Annotated in this window: 17 protein-coding genes; 9 read left to right on the top strand and 8 right to left on the bottom strand. The window is 43.3% G+C overall.

What is annotated here, in order from left to right:
- Positions 1-217 precede the first annotated feature (217 nt).
- Together clpA and clpS are read right to left on the bottom strand one after the other, a co-directional pair.
- Complete coding sequence (gene clpA / locus ACVBIO_RS11790; RefSeq protein ID WP_447164221.1) at positions 218-2476, bottom strand: ATP-dependent Clp protease ATP-binding subunit ClpA; 2259 nt, start codon at positions 2474-2476, stop codon at positions 218-220.
- Positions 2477-2515: 39 nt separating this feature from the next.
- Complete coding sequence (clpS, locus tag ACVBIO_RS11795) at positions 2516-2824, bottom strand: ATP-dependent Clp protease adapter ClpS (RefSeq protein ID WP_447159987.1); 309 nt, start codon at positions 2822-2824, stop codon at positions 2516-2518.
- Positions 2825-3063: 239 nt separating this feature from the next.
- Here clpS and cspD point away from each other — a divergent pair, with 239 nt between their 5' ends.
- Entirely contained in the window at positions 3064-3270 is a 207-nt protein-coding gene (gene cspD, locus ACVBIO_RS11800) for a cold shock domain-containing protein CspD (RefSeq protein ID WP_012155761.1), read from the top strand.
- Between the two features lie 224 nt (positions 3271-3494).
- On the opposite strand, the gene ACVBIO_RS11805 is transcribed toward cspD, so the two are convergent.
- Positions 3495-5717 carry an NADP-dependent isocitrate dehydrogenase gene (locus tag ACVBIO_RS11805; protein ID WP_447172688.1) on the bottom strand — a complete coding sequence of 741 codons (2223 nt, stop codon included), beginning with the start codon at positions 5715-5717 and terminating at the stop codon, positions 3495-3497.
- Positions 5718-6005: 288 nt separating this feature from the next.
- On the opposite strand from ACVBIO_RS11805, the gene ACVBIO_RS11810 reads away from it, so the two are divergent.
- The 6 genes from ACVBIO_RS11810 to ACVBIO_RS11835 all read left to right on the top strand — a co-directional run bounded on the left by ACVBIO_RS11810 (position 6006) and on the right by ACVBIO_RS11835 (position 11930).
- Complete coding sequence (locus ACVBIO_RS11810) at positions 6006-6773, top strand: rRNA large subunit pseudouridine synthase E (protein ID WP_447164219.1); 768 nt, start codon at positions 6006-6008, stop codon at positions 6771-6773.
- A 38-nt stretch (positions 6774-6811) separates the two neighbouring features.
- Positions 6812-7264 (top strand): NUDIX hydrolase, encoded by a 453-nt coding sequence (locus ACVBIO_RS11815; protein ID WP_447159990.1) that lies wholly within the window; start codon positions 6812-6814, stop codon positions 7262-7264.
- 278 nt (positions 7265-7542) lie between these two features.
- The gene (gene mnmA / locus ACVBIO_RS11820) at positions 7543-8658 is read left to right on the top strand and encodes a tRNA 2-thiouridine(34) synthase MnmA (RefSeq protein ID WP_447172689.1); all 1116 of its coding nucleotides are present in this window, start codon (positions 7543-7545) and stop codon (positions 8656-8658) included.
- Between the two features lie 3 nt (positions 8659-8661).
- Positions 8662-9279 carry a high frequency lysogenization protein HflD gene (gene hflD / locus ACVBIO_RS11825; RefSeq protein ID WP_447159992.1) on the top strand — a complete coding sequence of 206 codons (618 nt, stop codon included), beginning with the start codon at positions 8662-8664 and terminating at the stop codon, positions 9277-9279.
- A 31-nt stretch (positions 9280-9310) separates the two neighbouring features.
- A complete protein-coding gene (purB, locus tag ACVBIO_RS11830) occupies positions 9311-10681 on the top strand; it encodes an adenylosuccinate lyase (RefSeq protein ID WP_447159993.1) in 1371 nt (456 codons plus the stop codon).
- A gap of 118 nt (positions 10682-10799) precedes the next feature.
- Complete coding sequence (locus ACVBIO_RS11835; RefSeq protein ID WP_447172690.1) at positions 10800-11930, top strand: ribosomal protein uL16 3-hydroxylase; 1131 nt, start codon at positions 10800-10802, stop codon at positions 11928-11930.
- Between the two features lie 86 nt (positions 11931-12016).
- Here the strand turns inward: ACVBIO_RS11835 and ACVBIO_RS11840 are convergent, their stop codons facing one another.
- A complete protein-coding gene (locus ACVBIO_RS11840) occupies positions 12017-12442 on the bottom strand; it encodes a DUF4826 family protein (RefSeq protein WP_447172691.1) in 426 nt (141 codons plus the stop codon).
- A 265-nt stretch (positions 12443-12707) separates the two neighbouring features.
- On the opposite strand from ACVBIO_RS11840, the gene ACVBIO_RS11845 reads away from it, so the two are divergent.
- Complete coding sequence (locus tag ACVBIO_RS11845; RefSeq protein WP_447159996.1) at positions 12708-13739, top strand: Glu/Leu/Phe/Val dehydrogenase dimerization domain-containing protein; 1032 nt, start codon at positions 12708-12710, stop codon at positions 13737-13739.
- Positions 13740-13966: 227 nt separating this feature from the next.
- Positions 13967-14311: a hypothetical protein gene (locus ACVBIO_RS11850; protein WP_447159997.1), complete on the top strand. Its 345-nt coding sequence runs from the start codon at positions 13967-13969 to the stop codon at positions 14309-14311.
- A gap of 174 nt (positions 14312-14485) precedes the next feature.
- Here ACVBIO_RS11850 and ACVBIO_RS11855 read toward each other — a convergent pair whose 3' ends face one another.
- From ACVBIO_RS11855 to ydiJ, 4 genes are all read right to left on the bottom strand, one after another.
- Positions 14486-14902 carry a PliI family lysozyme inhibitor of I-type lysozyme gene (locus ACVBIO_RS11855; RefSeq protein WP_447159998.1) on the bottom strand — a complete coding sequence of 139 codons (417 nt, stop codon included), beginning with the start codon at positions 14900-14902 and terminating at the stop codon, positions 14486-14488.
- Between the two features lie 240 nt (positions 14903-15142).
- Positions 15143-15556 (bottom strand): MarR family winged helix-turn-helix transcriptional regulator, encoded by a 414-nt coding sequence (locus tag ACVBIO_RS11860; RefSeq protein WP_447159999.1) that lies wholly within the window; start codon positions 15554-15556, stop codon positions 15143-15145.
- A 155-nt stretch (positions 15557-15711) separates the two neighbouring features.
- A complete protein-coding gene (locus ACVBIO_RS11865) occupies positions 15712-16152 on the bottom strand; it encodes a DUF1285 domain-containing protein (protein ID WP_447160000.1) in 441 nt (146 codons plus the stop codon).
- 130 nt (positions 16153-16282) lie between these two features.
- Complete coding sequence (ydiJ, locus tag ACVBIO_RS11870; protein WP_447172698.1) at positions 16283-19333, bottom strand: D-2-hydroxyglutarate dehydrogenase YdiJ; 3051 nt, start codon at positions 19331-19333, stop codon at positions 16283-16285.
- Positions 19334-19438: the final 105 nt, after the last annotated feature.

Here is a 19438-nt window from a genome sequence, read left to right on the forward strand (position 1 = left end):
CTGTGTTCGATTTTTTGTGTCGTTTTTAGTATCAATAGTTGGATCTGAACTACAGCTATAATCCCCCCCCTATCATCATAATGACTCGATACACTGCATTGATTGATGGTGCAATGAACCTGTTCATTATGCTCGTGCATGGAGCCAGTAAACGGGTTACTGACTCATACAAGGTACATTCAATACCCTAGCTTATACTGATTGGTATAAACCAAGGTTAATGCGTCACTTTCTCTAACGATTCAGTGGTGATAACTATCTCATCTCCCTTAGTGTCAACCCGAGCAATACCGCCCTTCTCAAGTTCACCAAATAAGATTTCATCGGCTAATGGTCGCTTAATCAGTTCAGTCACGACTCTGGCCATTGGACGCGCGCCCATGGACTTGTCATAGCCTTTCTCAGCCAGTAATGTTCGAGCTTCATCACTCACTTCGAGTGTCACTGACTTATCATCGAGCTGCGCTTGCAATTCAACTAAGAACTTATCAACCACTTTCGCAATCACCGTCATATCTAAGTGGTTAAACCAGATAATTGAATCTAAACGGTTACGGAATTCAGGTGAAAACACCTTATTGATTTCCGATAACGCATCCTGAGTATGATCCTGCTGCTTAAAGCCTATAGACTTACGGATGGTTTCTTGTACACCCGCATTGGTGGTCATCACTAGGGTGACGTGTCTAAAATCAGCCTTGCGACCATTATTGTCAGTCAAGGTACCGTGATCCATTACCTGCAATAGTAAGTTGTAAACATCTGGGTGAGCTTTTTCAATCTCATCGAGAAGCACTACGCAGTGCGGGTTTTTAATCACAGCATCAGTGAGTAATCCACCTTGGTCATAACCAACATAACCTGGCGGCGCACCAATTAGACGCGATACCGTATGACTTTCCATGTATTCAGACATATCGAAACGAACGAGATTAAGGCTTAAGCACTTGGCTAACTGGCTGGTCACCTCGGTCTTACCCACACCAGTAGGGCCTGCAAACAAAAAGCTACCCACTGGTTTGTTTTCGCCACTGAGTCCACTTCGAGACAAGCGAATCGCAGAGCTAAGCCCTTCAATCGCCATATCTTGACCAAACACGACCATCTTAAGGTTACGCTCAAGGTTTTTAAGCATATCCTTGTCAGAGCTCGATACGGACTTCTCAGGGATCCGCGCCATCTTCGCGATAATCGATTCAATTTCTGACTGACCAATGGTCTTTTTACGTTTGCTCGCTGGCTGCATCGCCATACGCGCCCCCGCTTCATCAATCACGTCAATGGCCTTATCAGGTAGATGTCTATCATTGATGTGCTTGTCGGACAATTTCGCCGCCACACTCAGCGCAGCCATGGTGTAACGCACATTATGGTGCTCTTCGTACTTTGACTTAAGACCTTGTAAAATCTTGGTGGTCTCAGCAACCGAGGGCTCGTTAATATCCACTTTTTGGAATCGACGGGCTAAGGCACGATCTTTTTCAAAAATACTTTGATACTCTTGGAACGTTGTTGAGCCCATGCAACGTAACTTGCCGCCAGATAACAACGGCTTTAGCAAATTAGAGGCATCCATGACGCCGCCTGACGCGGAGCCTGCACCAATAATGGTGTGGATCTCATCGATAAACAATATCGCATGTTCGTCATTTGCCAGCTCTTTTAGCAAACCTTTAAAGCGTTTTTCAAAGTCGCCGCGGTATTTTGTGCCCGCGAGCAGCGCACCTAAGTCGAGCGAATAGACAGTGGCCTGACTCATCACTTCAGGTACTTCTTGCTTGACGATACGATAAGCTAAGCCTTCGGCTATTGCCGTTTTACCCACCCCCGCTTCACCGACAAGCAATGGGTTATTCTTACGGCGACGGCAAAGAATTTGAATCGAACGCTCAATCTCTTCTGTGCGGCCAATAAGTGGGTCTATACTGCCGCTCTTGGCTAATTCATTTAGGTTAGCGGTAAACTGTGACAAGATACTGCGCTCTTCTTCTGCCTCAGTTTGCTCCTCGCTCCTATTAGGTTCAGAGTCGGTATCGATATCGTTTTTTGAAAAACCATGAGAAATAAAATTAACAACATCTAAACGTGTCACATCGCCTGTGCGCAGCAGGTAAACAGCTTGAGATTCTTGCTCACTAAAAATGGCAACTAAGACGTTGGCACCATTGACTTCATTGCGCCCTGAAGACTGCACATGAAACACCGCTCTTTGTAAAACACGTTGAAAACCAAGCGTTGGTTGAGTTTCTTTTTCGTCTTCTGGATCGGAAATAATCGGAGTCGTTTGTTGAATGAAGCTAGCCACTTCATCCCTGAGTTTTTCTAAATTTGCTCCGCAAGCAACTAACGCCTCTTGTGCGGCAGGATTATCGATTAACGCCAACAATAGATGCTCTACCGTCATGTATTCATGACGTGCATCTCTGGCTTGTTGAAAAGCCAGGTTTAAGGTGACTTCAAGATCTTTATTTAACATAAGCACCCCCTAAAAAAATTAACAACAGAGCGAACCCAATTAGGCTTCCTCTAATGAACACAGTAACGGATGTTGGTTTTGTCTTGCAAATTGATTTACTTGCGCAACCTTAGTTTCTGCAATTCCAAAGGGGTAAATTCCACAGATCCCTTTGCCTTTATGATGAATTGCCAGCATGATTTCCGTTGCTTGCTGCTCATCTTTCTTAAAAAACAGTTGTAAAATCTCAATGACAAAGTCCATCGGTGTGTAATCATCATTGTTTAAAACAACTTTATACATAGAAGGCTGTTTAAATTCGGCTTCAACACTCTCTTCTACATGTTCAATGTTTTCTGTTCTACTCATATCCCAATATTAGCCTCTAGTCTTGGCTTGTACCAATCGATTATGTAACTCAGTCTGTTTGTTGAACAAATTCTATCAAATTATACTCAGGTACGACTTGTTAAAAAATGTTATTTTTTTGTTAACTTTATCTTGACAACCACTTATCCAGCTTTCATTCTGTTCATTAAGCGAGGAGTTTCCCCGCTGATAAGTTTTACTATCTTACTGGGAAGTGAACAACAGAAGGAAGTGGAAGTATGGCAAGCGGAACTGTTAAATGGTTCAACAACGCCAAAGGATTCGGGTTTATATGCCCTGATGCTGGCGGTGAAGATGTTTTTGCACACTATTCTACCATTGAAATGGAAGGCTATCGAACTCTAAAAGCAGGCCAACCAGTCAGTTTTGAAGTAGAAGCAGGTCCAAAAGGTATGCACGCGTCAGCAATATCGCCAACGAACTAATACCTATCTAGGTAAGCATCTAGATAAGCAAGTATTCAGATACTTATTTAGCTTGGTATTAAGTTGGAGAGAAACAAAAAAGCAGAGTAGTTAGCTACTCTGCTTTTTTATTGCCTAAACTTTCTCAATAGCCGTTAGTCAATAACCGTCTCTCAATAAACAGTTCTCAAATAAAAAGGCCTGCATGAATGCAGGCCTTTGTGTTTAAGCATTGATCAAGCGCTTTAGCCTACAATGCTATTGAGCGTTGCGCTAGGTCGCATTGCTGTTTCAGCTTTAGCCGCGTCTAAACGGTAGTAACCGCCTAAATCAACTGCCGGACCTTGAACACTGTTGAGTTCGCTAACAATCTTTGCTTCATTGTTAGTTAACGACTCTGCCAAAGCACTAAATTCAGCTTGTAACTGAGGATCTGCAGTTTGTGCAGCAAGAGCCTGCGCCCAGTACATTGCTAAGTAGAAATGGCTACCTCGGTTATCAAGCTCACCCACACGGCGAGATGGCGACTTATTGCAATCTAAGAATTGACCGATTGCAATATCTAGCGTATCTGCCAGCACTTGTGCTTTGCTATTATCCGTAGTTTGGCTTAGGTGCTCTAGCGACGCGGCTAGTGCAAGGAACTCGCCTAATGAGTCCCAGCGCAGGTGACCTTCTTTCTCAACCTGCTGGACGTGCTTAGGTGCACTACCGCCCGCGCCAGTCTCAAATAATCCACCACCATTCATGAGTGGCACGATTGAAAGCATTTTCGCGCTTGTACCTAGCTCAAGAATAGGGAAAAGGTCAGTCAGATAATCACGTAATACGTTACCCGTTACCGAGATCGTATCTTTACCCGCTTTCACGCGGTCCAGTGTGAAACGAGTCGCTTCAACCGGTGACATAATGTGAAGCTCAAGGCCATTTGTATCGTGATCTTGTAGGTAAAGCTCCACTTTCTTGATGATTTCAGCATCATGAGCGCGGGCAGCATCCAACCAAAATACCGCTGGCGTTGCAGATAAACGTGAACGATTAACGGCAAGTTTTACCCAATCACGGATGGGTGCGTCTTTCACCTGACACATTCTGAAAATATCGCCCGCTTCAACATCGTGTGACATTAACACCTTGCCGTTTTGGTCAACGATGTTAATCGTGCCTGCAGCTGCAATTTCAAATGTCTTATCGTGGCTACCGTACTCTTCCGCTTTTTGTGCCATAAGGCCAACGTTTGGCACGCTACCCATAGTGCTTGGATTGAACGCACCATTATTAATACAAAAATCGATAGTTTCTTGATAAACACCGGCATAACAACGATCTGGGATCATTGCTTTCATGTCTTTTAGTTGGCCATCTGGCCCCCACATTTGACCAGACGTACGAATAGCCGCAGGCATTGACGCATCAATAATCACATCACTTGGTACATGTAGGTTGGTGATCCCTCTATCTGAATCGACCATGGCGAGCTCAGCACGATGGCTATAAACTTCTGCAAGATCAGCTTCGATTGCCGCTTTTTGATCGCTTGGTAATGTGGCTATTTTGGCGTAGACATCGCCCAAACCATTATTAACATCGACACCCAACTCTTCAAATAACTCACCGTGTTTGGCGAAAACGTCTTTGTAATAAACTTTAACCGCGTGGCCAAATAGAATGGGATCAGACACTTTCATCATCGTCGCTTTTAAGTGCAAGGACAATAAAACATCCTGCTCTTTAGCGAGATTGGTTTCGCGTTCATAAAAATCAACCAGTGCTTTTTTGCTCATCACAGCCGAGTCAATCACCTCACCCGCTTGCAAAGCAATTGCAGTGCGCAATACTTGCTCAGACCCATCAGCCTTATTCAAGACAATGGATACACTCCCCGCATCGGCAACGGTTACTGATTTTTCACTGCCGTAAAAATCACCTTCGCTCATATGTGCAACGTGTGACTTAGAGTCCGCTAACCACTTGCCCATTGAATGCGGGTTTTTCTGAGCAAACTTCTTCACAGACCCTGGCGCACGGCGATCTGAGTTACCTTCACGCAACACTGGGTTTACTGCGCTGCCCTTTATTTTGTCGTAGCGAGATTGGATCTCTTTTTCTACGTCATTAGTAGGTTCATCAGGATAGTTGGGGATGTCATATCCTTTATTCTGTAATTCAAGGATACAAGCCTTAAGCTGTGGAATCGATGCGCTAATGTTAGGCAGTTTGATAATGTTAGCTTCTGGTTTTTTTGCTAATTCGCCTAATTCAGCAAGTGCGTCACTAATACGCTGCTCTGCAGTTAGGTTTTCAGGGAAATTTGCAATCACACGACCAGAAAGAGAAATATCACGGGTTTCTACGTCAACGCCGGCAGTTTGGGTAAACTTTTGGATAAGTGGTAACAAAGATAATGTCGCTAGAGCTGGGGCTTCGTCCGTTTCGGTATAGATGATCGTTGATGTTTTATCGTTCATTTTGTGTCCTACATTGATTTAATTTTAAGATTTTTATAATAATTATTGTCTATTTCTACTATTGAAAAGCTGTGGCAGTCCTACCCTATCACTTTGTATTGTTAGCGATAATTTATGCGATCTTGTGTGTGATAAGCCAGAACCTTTATTCGCGACACCTCTCACAAATAAGATTAACTGGTTGCGGATCACACTTTTTAATTGTCGACATCATAAAACATTCCACGCAATATTCAAATTCCACTATTGGCGAATGAACAGTACAATAGATTAAATAGTCCTTCATAGATGAAAAGTATCGCCGCCGTGACACAAGCATTTTCAAAAAAGTCAGCCAAGACCACCAATAGCCGAAATAACAATCACATTTCGGGCTTTAGCGCTAAAACGGCGAATAAATCGACTTACCGTTCTCAACTCGATGGTAAAGTTGGCAGCAATCCCAATAGCAGATCTAATGCCAAGCCACGTGCGAAGCCACATGCAAACACCCAAGTAGCAAAAACCGTTGCCAACCCAGTGATCGTACTATTTAACAAACCATTTGATGTTCTTTGCCAATTTACCGATGAGCAAGGGCGTAAAACGTTAAAAGACTATATTCCAGTGCCTGACGTTTATGCCGCTGGCAGACTCGATAGAGACAGTGAAGGGCTACTATTATTGACCAATGACGGTAAGCTGCAATCGCAAATCACCGAGCCTAAAAAGAAAACCTATAAGACCTATTGGGCTCAGGTTGAAGGAGCCCCCGGTGAGAGCGATCTTGAAAAGCTTCGTCAAGGTGTTGAATTGAAAGACGGTATGACATTACCCGCTAAAATTTGCATCATGGATAACCCTGCTATATGGCCGCGTACACCGCCAATTCGTGAAAGAGCGAATATTCCGACGACTTGGTTAGAGATACAGATATGCGAAGGCCGTAATCGTCAAGTGAGACGCATGACTGCTCATATTGGTTTTCCAACGTTAAGATTAATCCGCTATAAAATAGGTCAATGGAGTCTAGATGGCCTACAAAACGGTGAATATCGTCAACTTGATATGAAATAACTATCAATGTGAGTGACCAGCAATGTGAGTAACAGGCAATGACAGAGCGCTATAAACCTAACACCACAGTGGCTTGTGTTATCGAAGCTCAGGGGCAATTTCTGCTAGTCGAAGAGTTGATAGAGGGTGAACTCAAATACAATCAACCAGCCGGTCACTTAGAGCCCCATGAGTCAATCCTTGCAGCCTGTATCCGCGAAGTTAAAGAGGAAACCGGCTTACGAATACAACCACAAGGTTTAGTTGGGATCTATCAGTTTAGTGCCAGTGACTCGCTGGCATTTGTTCGCTATACCTTTCACCTGAAACTTGACCAAGTAAAGCTATCTACACCCGAAGATCCCGCCATTATAGGGCTTAAGTGGTATTCGTTTGCTGAGATAAAAGCCTTATCAAACCAGCTGAGAAGCCCTTTGGTGATCAAATCGATTAGCGATTACTTGGCAGGTAAAAATTACGACCTCAGCATTATTAATGATGACTATTTCTAAAGGCTAATACACTTTAAAGCCAAACTAAAATAGCATTCATACTCATTTATTCTGTTAAGTTATTCTTCTTTTTAATCATCATGGGTGAATATTCGACACTGATGACAATAAAGCTTCAAAGATAAATACTTGCTAGATAGCCCAGCTTCATAATGCGTGATAGAATATGCACCCGCAGAAAGCCGCGGTTTGAACACGGTCACTCGATTGTAAAACCCATTCATCGAGCCACCGATTCGCAGCAATATTCAGTAATCACAAAGGTTTTTTTAAGATTTATGACGTCAATCGAACCCTCTCATCTTGGTAAAAAAGTCATCGTCGGCATGTCCGGTGGTGTAGACTCATCAGTTTCAGCCTACCTGTTAATGAAACAGGGCTATCAGGTTGAAGGCCTGTTCATGAAGAACTGGGAAGAAGATGACACGGATGAATATTGCGCAGCAGCTGACGATCTTAAAGATGCACAAGCTGTTTGTGACAAACTAGGCATTAAACTGCACACCGTTAACTTTGCGTCTGAATACTGGGACAATGTATTCGAGTATTTCCTTGCCGAGTACAAAGCTGGCCGTACGCCGAATCCGGATATCATGTGTAATAAAGAGATTAAGTTTAAAGCTTTCCTCGAATTTGCAGATGAAATTTTAGATGCCGATTACATTGCAATGGGCCACTATGTGCGCCGCTGTGATATTGATGGCACCAGCCAGATGTTACGTGGTATTGACGGTAATAAAGACCAAAGCTACTTCCTATATACACTTGGCCATGAGCAGGTTGCTCGCTCACTATTCCCTGTAGGCGAATTAGAGAAAAGCGAAGTGCGTGAAATAGCCAAAGAAATGGGGCTAATTACTCACGATAAGAAAGACAGTACCGGGATCTGCTTTATCGGTGAACGTAAATTTACCGATTTCCTACAAACTTTCTTGCCAGCCCAACCCGGTAATATCGAAACCAGTGAAGGCGAAGTCATCGGAACCCACCAAGGTTTGATGTATCACACGCTAGGTCAGCGCAAAGGCTTAGGCATTGGCGGTCTTAAAAACAGTAACGAAGACCCATGGTACGTGGTTGAAAAAGATCTTGTGCGTAACGTGCTAATTGTTGGTCAAGGTGGTCATCACCCTCGCCTAATGTCAAATGGCTTAATTGCTAATCAATTACACTGGGTAGATAGAAAAGGCCCTGCTGACGGCTCAAAAATCACGGTTAAGACCCGTTATCGCCAACAAGATGTGCCTTGCAGCGTAACCTATGATAGTGACGATGTGTTACGTGTCATTTTCGATGAGCCAGTTGCTGCTGTGACACCAGGACAATCTGCCGTTTTCTATGACGGCGAGATCTGCCTAGGTGGCGGGATTATTGACGCACTAATAAGAGATTAATCAATGAGTGATCAGCTGTTTGAACGCACTATGGCCTTTGCTGGGATATTACAGGCGGTGGCACAAGTTCAGTATATTGCAAGGCACGGTGACTCAGATAAAGACGCGCTAGCAGCTAGCCTGCAATCGGTTTTGGTGACGAACCCAGAAACCACTAGCGATGTTTATGCCGACAAAGTTGCACTGAGAAAAGGCTACGAGCTTATCGTTAGCCAACTTGGTGACGCCAAGCAAAAAGATGTCGAGGTGACTCGCTATTTAGTCGGTATTCTTGCTTTGGAGCGAAAACTCACTCGCTCTTCTAATACCATGGGCATGTTGTCTGAGCGCATCAATCAAATTCATCGTCAGCTTAGCCACTTTGAGATCACTGACGAGCAAGTAATTGCTAATTTTGCCGGCATTTATAGCGACATCATTAGCGAGCTTGGTCCCAAACTCCAGATCTCTGGTAATCCAGAGTTCCTAAAACGTACCCAAACACAACAAAAAATTCGCGCCCTATTACTGTCTGCCATGCGTAGCGCAGTGTTATGGCGTCAATTAGGAGGCAAGCGTAGGCACCTTGTCTTTGCAAGAAAAACAATAGTAGACACAGCTATGAAAAGCCTCACCCTATAATATTTAAGTCAAGTTCATCAAGGAGCTTCTAATGGAACTTTCCGCACTAACTGCTATCTCTCCGGTAGACGGTCGTTATGGTAGTAAAACCGCCTCATTAAGAGGGATTTTCAGCGAGTACGGCCTGACCAAATACCGTGTTCAAGTCGAAATTAACTGGCTAAAGCTGCTTTCTAGCTGTCCAGAAATTGAAGAAGTTCCACCTTTTAGTGAAGCAGCATTGGCTTTACTTGATCAAATTAAAGATAACTTTAGCGAAGCAGATGCTCAGCGCGTAAAAGATATTGAAGCAACAACAAACCATGACGTAAAAGCGGTAGAGTACTTCATTAAAGAACGTATTGCTGATAACGCAGAGCTTGTTGCTATCGACGAATTTGTACACTTTGCTTGTACTTCTGAAGACATTAACAACCTATCACACGCTTTAATGTTGACTGAAGCACGTGAGCAAGTGGTTGTGCCATATTGCCAGAAAATTATTGATGCAATTAAAGCATTAGCAAAAGAGCACAAAACGGTTCCATTGATGTCTCGTACACATGGTCAACCAGCGTCTCCTTCAACGCTTGGTAAAGAGATGGCTAACGTTGCTGTACGTCTAGAGCGTCAGCTAACTCAAGTGTCAAACGTTGAGATCATGGGTAAGCTAAACGGCGCGGTAGGTAACTACAACGCTCACATCTCTGCTTATCCAGAAGTTGATTGGCATGCACTGTCACAGCGTTTCGTGACAAGCCTTGGCATTAACTGGAACCCATACACGACTCAAATCGAGCCCCACGATTACATCGCAGAACTGTTTGATGCGTTAGCACGTTTCAACACAATTTTGATCGATTTCGATCGTGATATTTGGGGTTACATCGCACTCGGTCACTTTAAGCAAAAGACCATTGCCGGTGAGATTGGTTCTTCAACCATGCCACATAAAGTTAACCCAATCGACTTTGAAAACTCTGAAGGTAACTTAGGTATTGCTAACGCCTTGATGCAACACCTTGCGGCAAAGCTACCCGTATCTCGCTGGCAGCGTGACCTTACTGACTCAACAGTGCTACGTAACTTAGGTGTTGGTATAGCTCACTCTCTAATCGCTTATCAAGCGACATTGAAAGGGATTAGCAAGCTACAAGTTAACGAAGAGCAGCTTCGCAAAGAGCTTGATGGTAACTGGGAAGTGCTAGCTGAGCCTGTGCAAACGGTTATGCGTCGTTACGGTATCGAAAAGCCATACGAAAAGCTCAAAGAGTTGACTCGCGGTAAGCGCATCGACGGTGAGCAGCTTGCCGTATTTATCGATGGCCTTGAGCTTCCAGATACAGTGAAAGTTGAACTGAAGAAGATGACACCTGCTAACTATATTGGCCGTGCTGAAACTTTTGTTGACGAGTTAAACTAATAGCTCACTTAATCCTTTAGATAGCCACTGACTATTAAAGGTTTTAATAAGGCGTTAAGCTTAGGCTTAACGCCTTTATTTTATCCACTTTTCATCTATTGCGAGCAGCGCCCAGATTATGTTTAGTCTTAACTTTGATACCAGCAAATTTTTAAGCCAATATTGGCAAAAAAAACCACTTCTGATCAAAAATGCTTTTCCAAACTTTGAAGATATCATTAGCCCAGATGAACTTGCTGGTCTTGCTTGTGATGAAGCCGTCGCTTCACGAGTCGTTGTTACCAAAGAGAATGATTGGCAGATCCTTGATGGCCCCTTTGAAGACTACGACCAATTTGGCGAAAAAAATTGGCAACTACTCGTACAGGCATTAAACCATTGGCATCCAGATTCAAGCGAGTTCATCAATGCATTTCGTTTTATTCCTGACTGGCGCTTTGATGACTTAATGGTGTCTTTTGCCACTCCTGGTGGCGGTGTTGGCGCTCATATCGATAACTATGATGTATTTATTATTCAAGGCGAAGGCCAGCGTCACTGGACTGTAGGTGATAAAGGCCAATACGCGGCTAAAAATAATGATCCAACCACCCCATTAATCGAAGGCTTCGAGCCCATTATCGATGTGGTATTGGAAAAAGGCGATCTACTCTATATCCCGCCTGGCTACCCTCATCAAGGTCAAACATTGACGTTAGCAATGAGCTATTCAATCGGCTTTAGAGCCCCGAGCCAACAAGAGTTATTGAGTGAAGTCGCCGATGCTCTCATCGATAATAACCTTGGGCTTAAAAGATTCACATCGAGTAATGAACCACAAACCGCCAGTGAAATTAGCACAGCCCACCAGCAAGGTATGATGGCATTGGTAACCGAGCTCGCATCTGACCCAACTTGTTACCAGGTTATATTAGGTAAAATGCTTAGCCAAAATCGTTTCGAACTGGATATTTGTGAACCAGAAGAGGCCTACAGCGCGGAAGATATTCATGATTATATCGAACAAGGTGCCCTTCTCTATCGCATAGGCGGATTGAAACTGCTTAGGTTAGAGAATGATACTGTCTCTCGATTTTTTGCTAACGGTGAAATATTTGAATACCCGCAAGAGATTGAAGCTGACGTAACACTATTATCTGAATCTTTTTACTTTAGTAATGAACAAGCCACAGCGCTAATACAGACTCCTGCAACGCAGATATTGTTATTAGAGCTACTGAACCGAGGCTATTTGTATTTCGGTGAGTAAACTTGATTCACTAAATGGCGTGATAAAATACAAGCATAAAAAAGGCATCAAAATGATGCCTTTTTTATTTAAGAGCGACGAACTAATTAAGTGCTCGGGCCCCAGATGCTGTCATCCGCTTGCATCTTATATAAGCTTTCTGCGCGAGAAATTAACAGCTGGGCAAATTTTGCCTGAGCAGGATCTTTGGTGAGTCCCGAGCGTTGAATATTTTCAGCCTGCATCTGCCACATCATTGAAAAATGACGAACTGCATCACGTGCTGTAGCGGCAACACTAATATCGACATAATCAGACGGTAAATCACCAGACATCACCCAAAATGTTTTCTTATTCGGCTTTTTAGAATCGATTTTCCAAATAGCAACATAAGGCGCTAAGTAGCGGCTTTCTTCAGGGTGAACTTTATTAGGCATGATGCCCTTTTCAGCCAAAAACTTATTCGCCTTTTGAAACTGAGTTCTAATCCATTCTTGTCTTAGTTGTTCTTGGTCTACTGCTTGTTCAGCCATTTACACTTCCTTTCTTATTGTTATTTTTTATCTCTACCCTTTCTCTGAACAGTAAAACATGCACAGCTGTTAGGCTTTAATCAAGCTAATACTTTACGTTAACGTAAGGTGGAAAGCAAAATTGCCAGATAGATCACAAATAATCCTAATCTTTACTTTGTTGAGAGTATCCCTAAATGCTATCGTTCTGCAATAAATATAACAAGTAGGCTACCCTGTAATCACACAGCGGCGGTCATTCGATGCTCACAGCGGAGATCAACAAGTGGCAGTTTTTAATCACATCTCTTTCGACGACCATGAACAGGTCGTTTTTTGTCATGATAAAGAAAGCGGCTTAAAAGCCATTATCGCCATCCACAATACGAATCTTGGACCTGCCGTTGGTGGCTGCAGAATGTGGAACTATGAGTCTGATGACGAAGCCATCACTGACGTACTGCGCTTATCGCGCGGCATGACCTATAAGAATGCGATGGCAGGTTTAGCGATGGGTGGAGGTAAATCTGTCATTATCGCTGACCCAAAAGTACAGGATAGAGAAGCCCTATTCAGAGCTTTCGGCCGCTGTATACATACTCTAGGTGGTAAATACTTTTCAGCTGAGGATGTTGGTGTATCAACTGCCGACATTATGATCGCGCACCAAGAAACGCCATATATGGCTGGCCTAGAAGGCAAAAGTGGCGATCCATCTCCATTTACGGCTTTAGGAACCTTTTTAGGTATTAAAGCTGCAGTTAAGCACCAGCGTGGCTTAGACAGCCTAAAAGGCTTAAAGATCTCAGTACAAGGCGTTGGACATGTTGGCTATTACCTTTGTCGTCACCTGCACGCTGAAGGCGCTGAGCTGATTGTTACCGATATTCATAAAGAATCGTTAGACAAAGTCGCCACTGAATTTGGTGCAACGGTTGTGGCGCCACAAGATATCTATCATCAAGATGTGGATATTTACGCCCCTTGCGCGTTAGGTGCCACGATTAACGACATCACTATCCCTATGCTAAAAGCCACCATTGTTGCTGGTTGTGCTAACAACCAGCTAGCAGAAGTTCGCCACGGTGAAATGTTGAAAGATTTAGGCATTTTATACGCACCAGATTATGTAATTAATGCTGGTGGCATTATCAATGTCTCTTTCGAAAAGGATTACGACGCAGCTGCAGCTACTGCAAAGGTAGAAGAGATCTACAACACTTTACTGACCATTTTCGCGCAGTCTGATGAGCAAAACCGCACCACTGGGGATGTAGCAGACGAAATGGCAAGAGCCATAATTAACGCTGCCAAGTAAGCCTGTTAATAGTTTCATACTTAGCAAAATAATACCCAGTCAAATTGGCTGGGTATTTTTATGCCTCCCGTTTACTCGTCTATCGTTCATATATATTTTTGTGATTGATATTACTCGTCGCAACAAATACATAGCGCACTGTAAACTGATAACGCCTATTTCGAACTGGCAAAGATAGCGAACCTCTGCTTGAATTAAGACCCCTGCAATAACAAAGGTTCGAGGCGATGGTGACATTTAAATATGCACTTAACCAAGATAATATCGAGTTACAAGCCAGTAACTGGTCTGGTTTAGAGCAGATGTACATCAATGGTAAGCGCGTCTCAAGTAAACTCAATTTCGGCCAACAGAGTGAACATAGCCTAGTACTGAATGACGGAAAACCGGCTAAACTGCACTTGTTTCTTGATCCAAAGACAGAGCAACTGGTCTGCCAGATTTATAAGCAAAACCACTTAGTCACCATCCTAAGACAAGGGAAAACAGAGCTCTATCGAAGCCGCCAACTCACTCAGCAGGGAATATTAGCTATCGGTATGGTCATCGTATTTCTTCTCACTTTAAGTTAAGCGTTCTTAATTAAAGGCTCTTAGCTAAACCTTTCATTAAAATGTCTCAGTCTAATCATCCGAATCCTGCCTCACGAGCTCTGCAATACTGACGCTACAGTACTAATGCAATAGTACTAACGCAACAGTACTCGCGACATAGCTAACCCCTTAAAAACTATAATGTCACCACATTTAGCATAACGAAATGCTGTCACCTGTAATACAAACCAACTGAGTGTTTTGATAGTTACCACTTCCTGCTGTCACTGTTGTTATCGACAATTTTTGTTTATCTGTGCCATTTTCAATCAAAACAGCTTTTAATATGGTGCCATCACGCACAAAGCTTACAGCACCTACAAAATCACCCACGTAAAGATCTCGATAGAGTTTAACGCTCGCACTACCTATTGAGCGAGGCTCTAAGCGCCCCTCTGTTACAACAAGCGTTGAGCCACTAGCCAAATTAATTGCTTTAATAAAAGTGCCCGCACATTCGGTTGTTGATGCTTGAGGCTGTGTACTTGATTGAGGTGTTGGCTTATTGACGTTTGCTGAGCAGCCACTGAATAATGATGCAGCGCATAGCGTGATAATTAGCGATTTCATATAAACTCCTTAGACGATTGACTTCATTATAGTCATAGCGATTAGCGAGTAACACGATTTAAGCCAATAGGAGCTAAATGAAAAAAGATGATTTAAGGCGGGAGGGTAAAATTCAATAAACCGAACTAAACCAGCAAGAACCAAACAAGCAACCGCTAAACAGGCAACAACTAAACAAACAGAGATAGAATAAAAGTTAACCAAATTGAGTTACTGTCTAAAGCCTACAGCGATACCAACCTAGTAGCGATTGATTTTATTCAACAGCTTTAAGAAAGTTTGTCGCTCTTCTTGCGCTAAGTTATCTAAGAACGCCTCATTGACTCTTTCAGCTTCTCTGATTAAATCTTGCTCTAGCGCTTTACCGCTATCGGTGAGGTATATTTGAAAGGCGCGGCGATTTTCAGCATCTTGATGCCGAGTGATTAAACCTTGCTGTTGTAATTGATCGAGTAGCCGAGTCATAGTGTAATTGGCAACATCACAACGCTTAGAGAGCGTGGTTTGAGTCACGCCCTCCTCCTGCCATAATGAAAACAACACTGGCCATAGTTTAATATCTAACTGGTATCGTCTAAGGCGTTGATCTAATAAATTTTGTAGCTCAACATTCAAATGAGACACCAAATATCCCAGACTCTCAAATCGATTCAATCAGTACCTCCACGACTCTATAGGCTTCATTTAATCTTATCACTTACACTAAAAGAAACTAGCCTTCATGAGCACTTATTGCTCACATTCATTCAAACAGCTTATAAATCATTATGTTGAATGAAGATAAATCAGCGGGGTCAATATCACCGTCATTAGGCAATAAACGCATCGATAAAGCGATAATAACAAGCTCGATTTAGCCTTGCTTCAATACCTCGTTCAAGTGTTAAGGTAATGCTATCCTCACCAACAACAAACTGCTCAAAACTTTCGATATTATGTTCGCTATTAATACTCGTTTTAAGCCTGAATCCCGCTTCACTTTTAGGCTGATAGTCAACAATGATTAACGCTTGTTCAGCAACGGTTACTCGCAATGTTTCAACAGGCGTAATAAGAAAGTACTCACCATCGATGCGATTTAAAATAGTGGCAAACAGCTTACAAAACTTAACAGGTAGTATTTCACCTCGATAAAACCATTCACCATTTTCAATGATGTCGAATATCGCTTCTTCTGCACATAATACCCCTTGCGTTAACGACGAGATTGCATCTGTAGTGTCTGTTGAATGAATATCTTTTGCAGTCATCTGTACCTCTTTTTTTTTACTGTGTATCCATCACCCTTTATAAACCTAAAACAGGTTCACATTTGACTTTCCTGTAACAGGCCCTAAAAGTAAAAAACTAGCCAGTGGCTAGTTTTTTACTGCGGGCTAATTAAAGCAAATGCAGTAAAGCCTCAAGCGGGTGTTTTGGCCTAAAGCCGCTAAAACGTTTGACTTGGCTGCGGCAGGAATAGCCAGAGATCAACACTTGAGATTGTGGCAGCTGTGATAAAGCCTGTTCCCACGACATACTGTAAAGCGCTTTTGAACGGTCTAGGTTTTCTGCTTCATGGCCATAGGTGCCAGCCATGCCACAGCAGCCAAGATTAACCGTATTCAGCGTTGCGCCAAAGTGCTCAAAAATCCCCTGCCATTCGTTAGCTGTATTCGGTTTAGCCGTTGATTCAGTACAATGACTAAACCAAGTAAACTCGCGTTCGCTAATATCATCTTGGCTCCACTCACGAGTGGGCTGACCTTCAAGTATTTCTAGTAACCATTCATTGGCCAATTTAACGTGGAACTTACCTCTAGCGCCACCAAGTACCTCTGCATACTCGTCGCGATAACAAAGCACTAAAGCTGGATCGATGCCTACCATCGGCATATCCAGTTTTGCCACTTCATTTAAAAAGTCAGCTGTTGATTTGGCTGTACGAGCAAATTTATCTAAGAAACCTTTAATGTGAATAGGCTTACCATTAGGTTTAAATGGCAATAAAACGGGCTTCTTACCTAACTTTTCAATTAGCTGAATAAAGTGGTAAACCGTTGCAACTTCATAAAAACTATTGAAAGGGTCTTGTACCACCAGCACATATTGGCTGCGCTCGCTGTCAGGGATCTGTTGTAGCGCTGCTAAGTCATAACCCCGACAGGCGTGCCCTTCTAGGCGCTGCTTTAGCGTTGGTACCGACAATGCTGGTGCATCGACATAACCAAGTGACTTCTTAATGACCCATTTACTTAGGCTATTTTGAGAAACTGCATTAACTAATCTGGGGGCTGTCGCCATCATAGGCAGTGAATCTTCTATCCCTGCCACAAGGTAGTCTTTTACTGGTCGCAAATAACGCTGGTAATATATCTCAAAAAACTGTGCTCTAAATTTTGGCACGTCAACTTTTACAGGGCACTGGCTGGAGCACGCCTTACAAGCCAGACAGCCCTTAAGTGACTCCATCACTTCATGAGAGTAGTCGTATTCTTTATCAATTTTTAAGGTATTTTGAGCACGTTGCAACCAGCCTAACGGCTTAGCGCGGGCCAGCTCATTAACATCCACGCCTTCCGCTTGTAATAGGCGTAACCATTCGCGCATTAAACCTGCGCGGCCTTTTGGCGATTGCACTCTGTCACCTGTGACCTTAAATGATGGACACATAGGTGAATAAACACTGTAATTAAAACACAGGCCATTGCCATTACAGTTCATCACATCCGGAAATGCTTCGCGGGTTTTAATCGGTATTTGTCTATCAAAGGCACCACGCTTCACGCTATCGACGTTATACAACATTGGGCCGCCATTTTTAGGCGCCACCAGCTTACCCGGATTAAGTTTATTTTCAGGGTCAAATAAGCCTTTGACCTCTTCTAACAAGCCGTAGAGGTGTTCACCAAATACCGCGGGGCCATATTCACCGCGCACACCTTTACCGTGCTCCCCCCACATCAAGCCACCATACTTAAGCGTTAACTCTGCAACTTGATCTGAAATGATTTTAAGCAACCTCTCATCTTGCACATCGCACATATCAAGCGCTGGGCGCACATGCAACACACCGGCATCCACATGACCGAACATTCCGTATTGCAACTGATGACTATCGAGCAATGCTCTAAATTCAAGAATAAAATCAGCAAGTTTTTCAGGCGGCACTGCGGTGTCTTCAGCAAAAGCAATAGGTTTACGCGTACCTTTTGCCGCGCCTAATAGTCCCACTGCTTTTTTACGCATCGCGTAGATAGTGTTGATACTGGCTTTATCATTTGTGACTTGATAGCCCAATAGCCCGGCTTCATCATTCTCTATTTGTGAGTTCAATATGGCTTCTAGCTTGGCCAGTCTTGCTTCAACATCGTCTTGTTCGCCTGCGAACTCAACCATATTCAGGCCATCAATCTCTTTACCGGGTACATCTTCAATAAGTGACGATACTGAATGCCAAATAATATCTTCTTTGGCAAGGTTGAGCACTTTTGAATCGACGGTTTCAACGACGGTGGCATTCGCTTTAACTAAATCTGGAGCATGACGCAGTGCTGACTCAAACGAGTCATATTTGATATTGACCATCATGCGGCATGTTGGCAAAGGCGTAATATTTAGCTTAGCTTCAGTAATAACCGCTAAGGTGCCCTCTGAGCCAGTTAAAATGCGGGATAGGTCAAAATGCTCTAATTTGTCATCCCACACATTTTTAAGATCATATCCGGTCAAAAAACGGTTTAATTTAGGAAAGCGCTGCTCAATATGCTCACGTTCTCCTTTACACATATCGGCAATGGTCGTGATTAGCTGCTGCCCCAAAACGTTGTCAGTTACGGAGCCAACGTCAGCCAATTGTGCCGAACTTAGCGGGTGGGTATTAAGCTCGCTACCGTCAAACAAGATACTGGTCAATCCAAGGACATGATCGGAGGTTTTACCGTAAACCAGCGAGCCAGCACCCGATGCATCGGTATTGATCATCCCACCTAAAGTGGCACGGTTTGATGTTGATAAATCCGGGCTAAAGAAAAACCCATGAGGGCGCAGCGCATCATTAAGTGCATCTTTTACCACGCCCGCTTGCACTTTGACCCAACCTTCAGCGGCATTAACCTCGAGCACTTGGTTCATGTAACGCGACATATCAATGATAATGCCGTGAGTCAGCGATTGGCCATTAGTGCCCGTTCCCCCGCCTCTTGCACTAAAGACCACTTTGGCAAACTCATCTTGGTTCGCCAATTTTAGTGCTATCTGAACATCTTGGGCTGTCTTAGGGTAAATAACTGCCTGAGGCAGAAATTGGTAAACCGAGTTGTCGGTCGCTTGCGCTAGACGCGCACTATAACGGGTATCAATATCGCCTGAAAAAGCCCCCTCTTCTAATACCGTTAAAAAAGAAAGATAAATGGGTTCAAGCGTTTGTTGATGCGATAACTTGGGTAACATGGCGGCTTCTGTCAATTATTATTCTTAAGATTATGGGCTCATTATAAACAAAAAAAAGCCGCTAAATAGCGGCTTTTTTCATCTTTTTAACAAATTATTAAATCA

Source organism: Shewanella sp. 0m-8 (assembly GCF_052977265.1).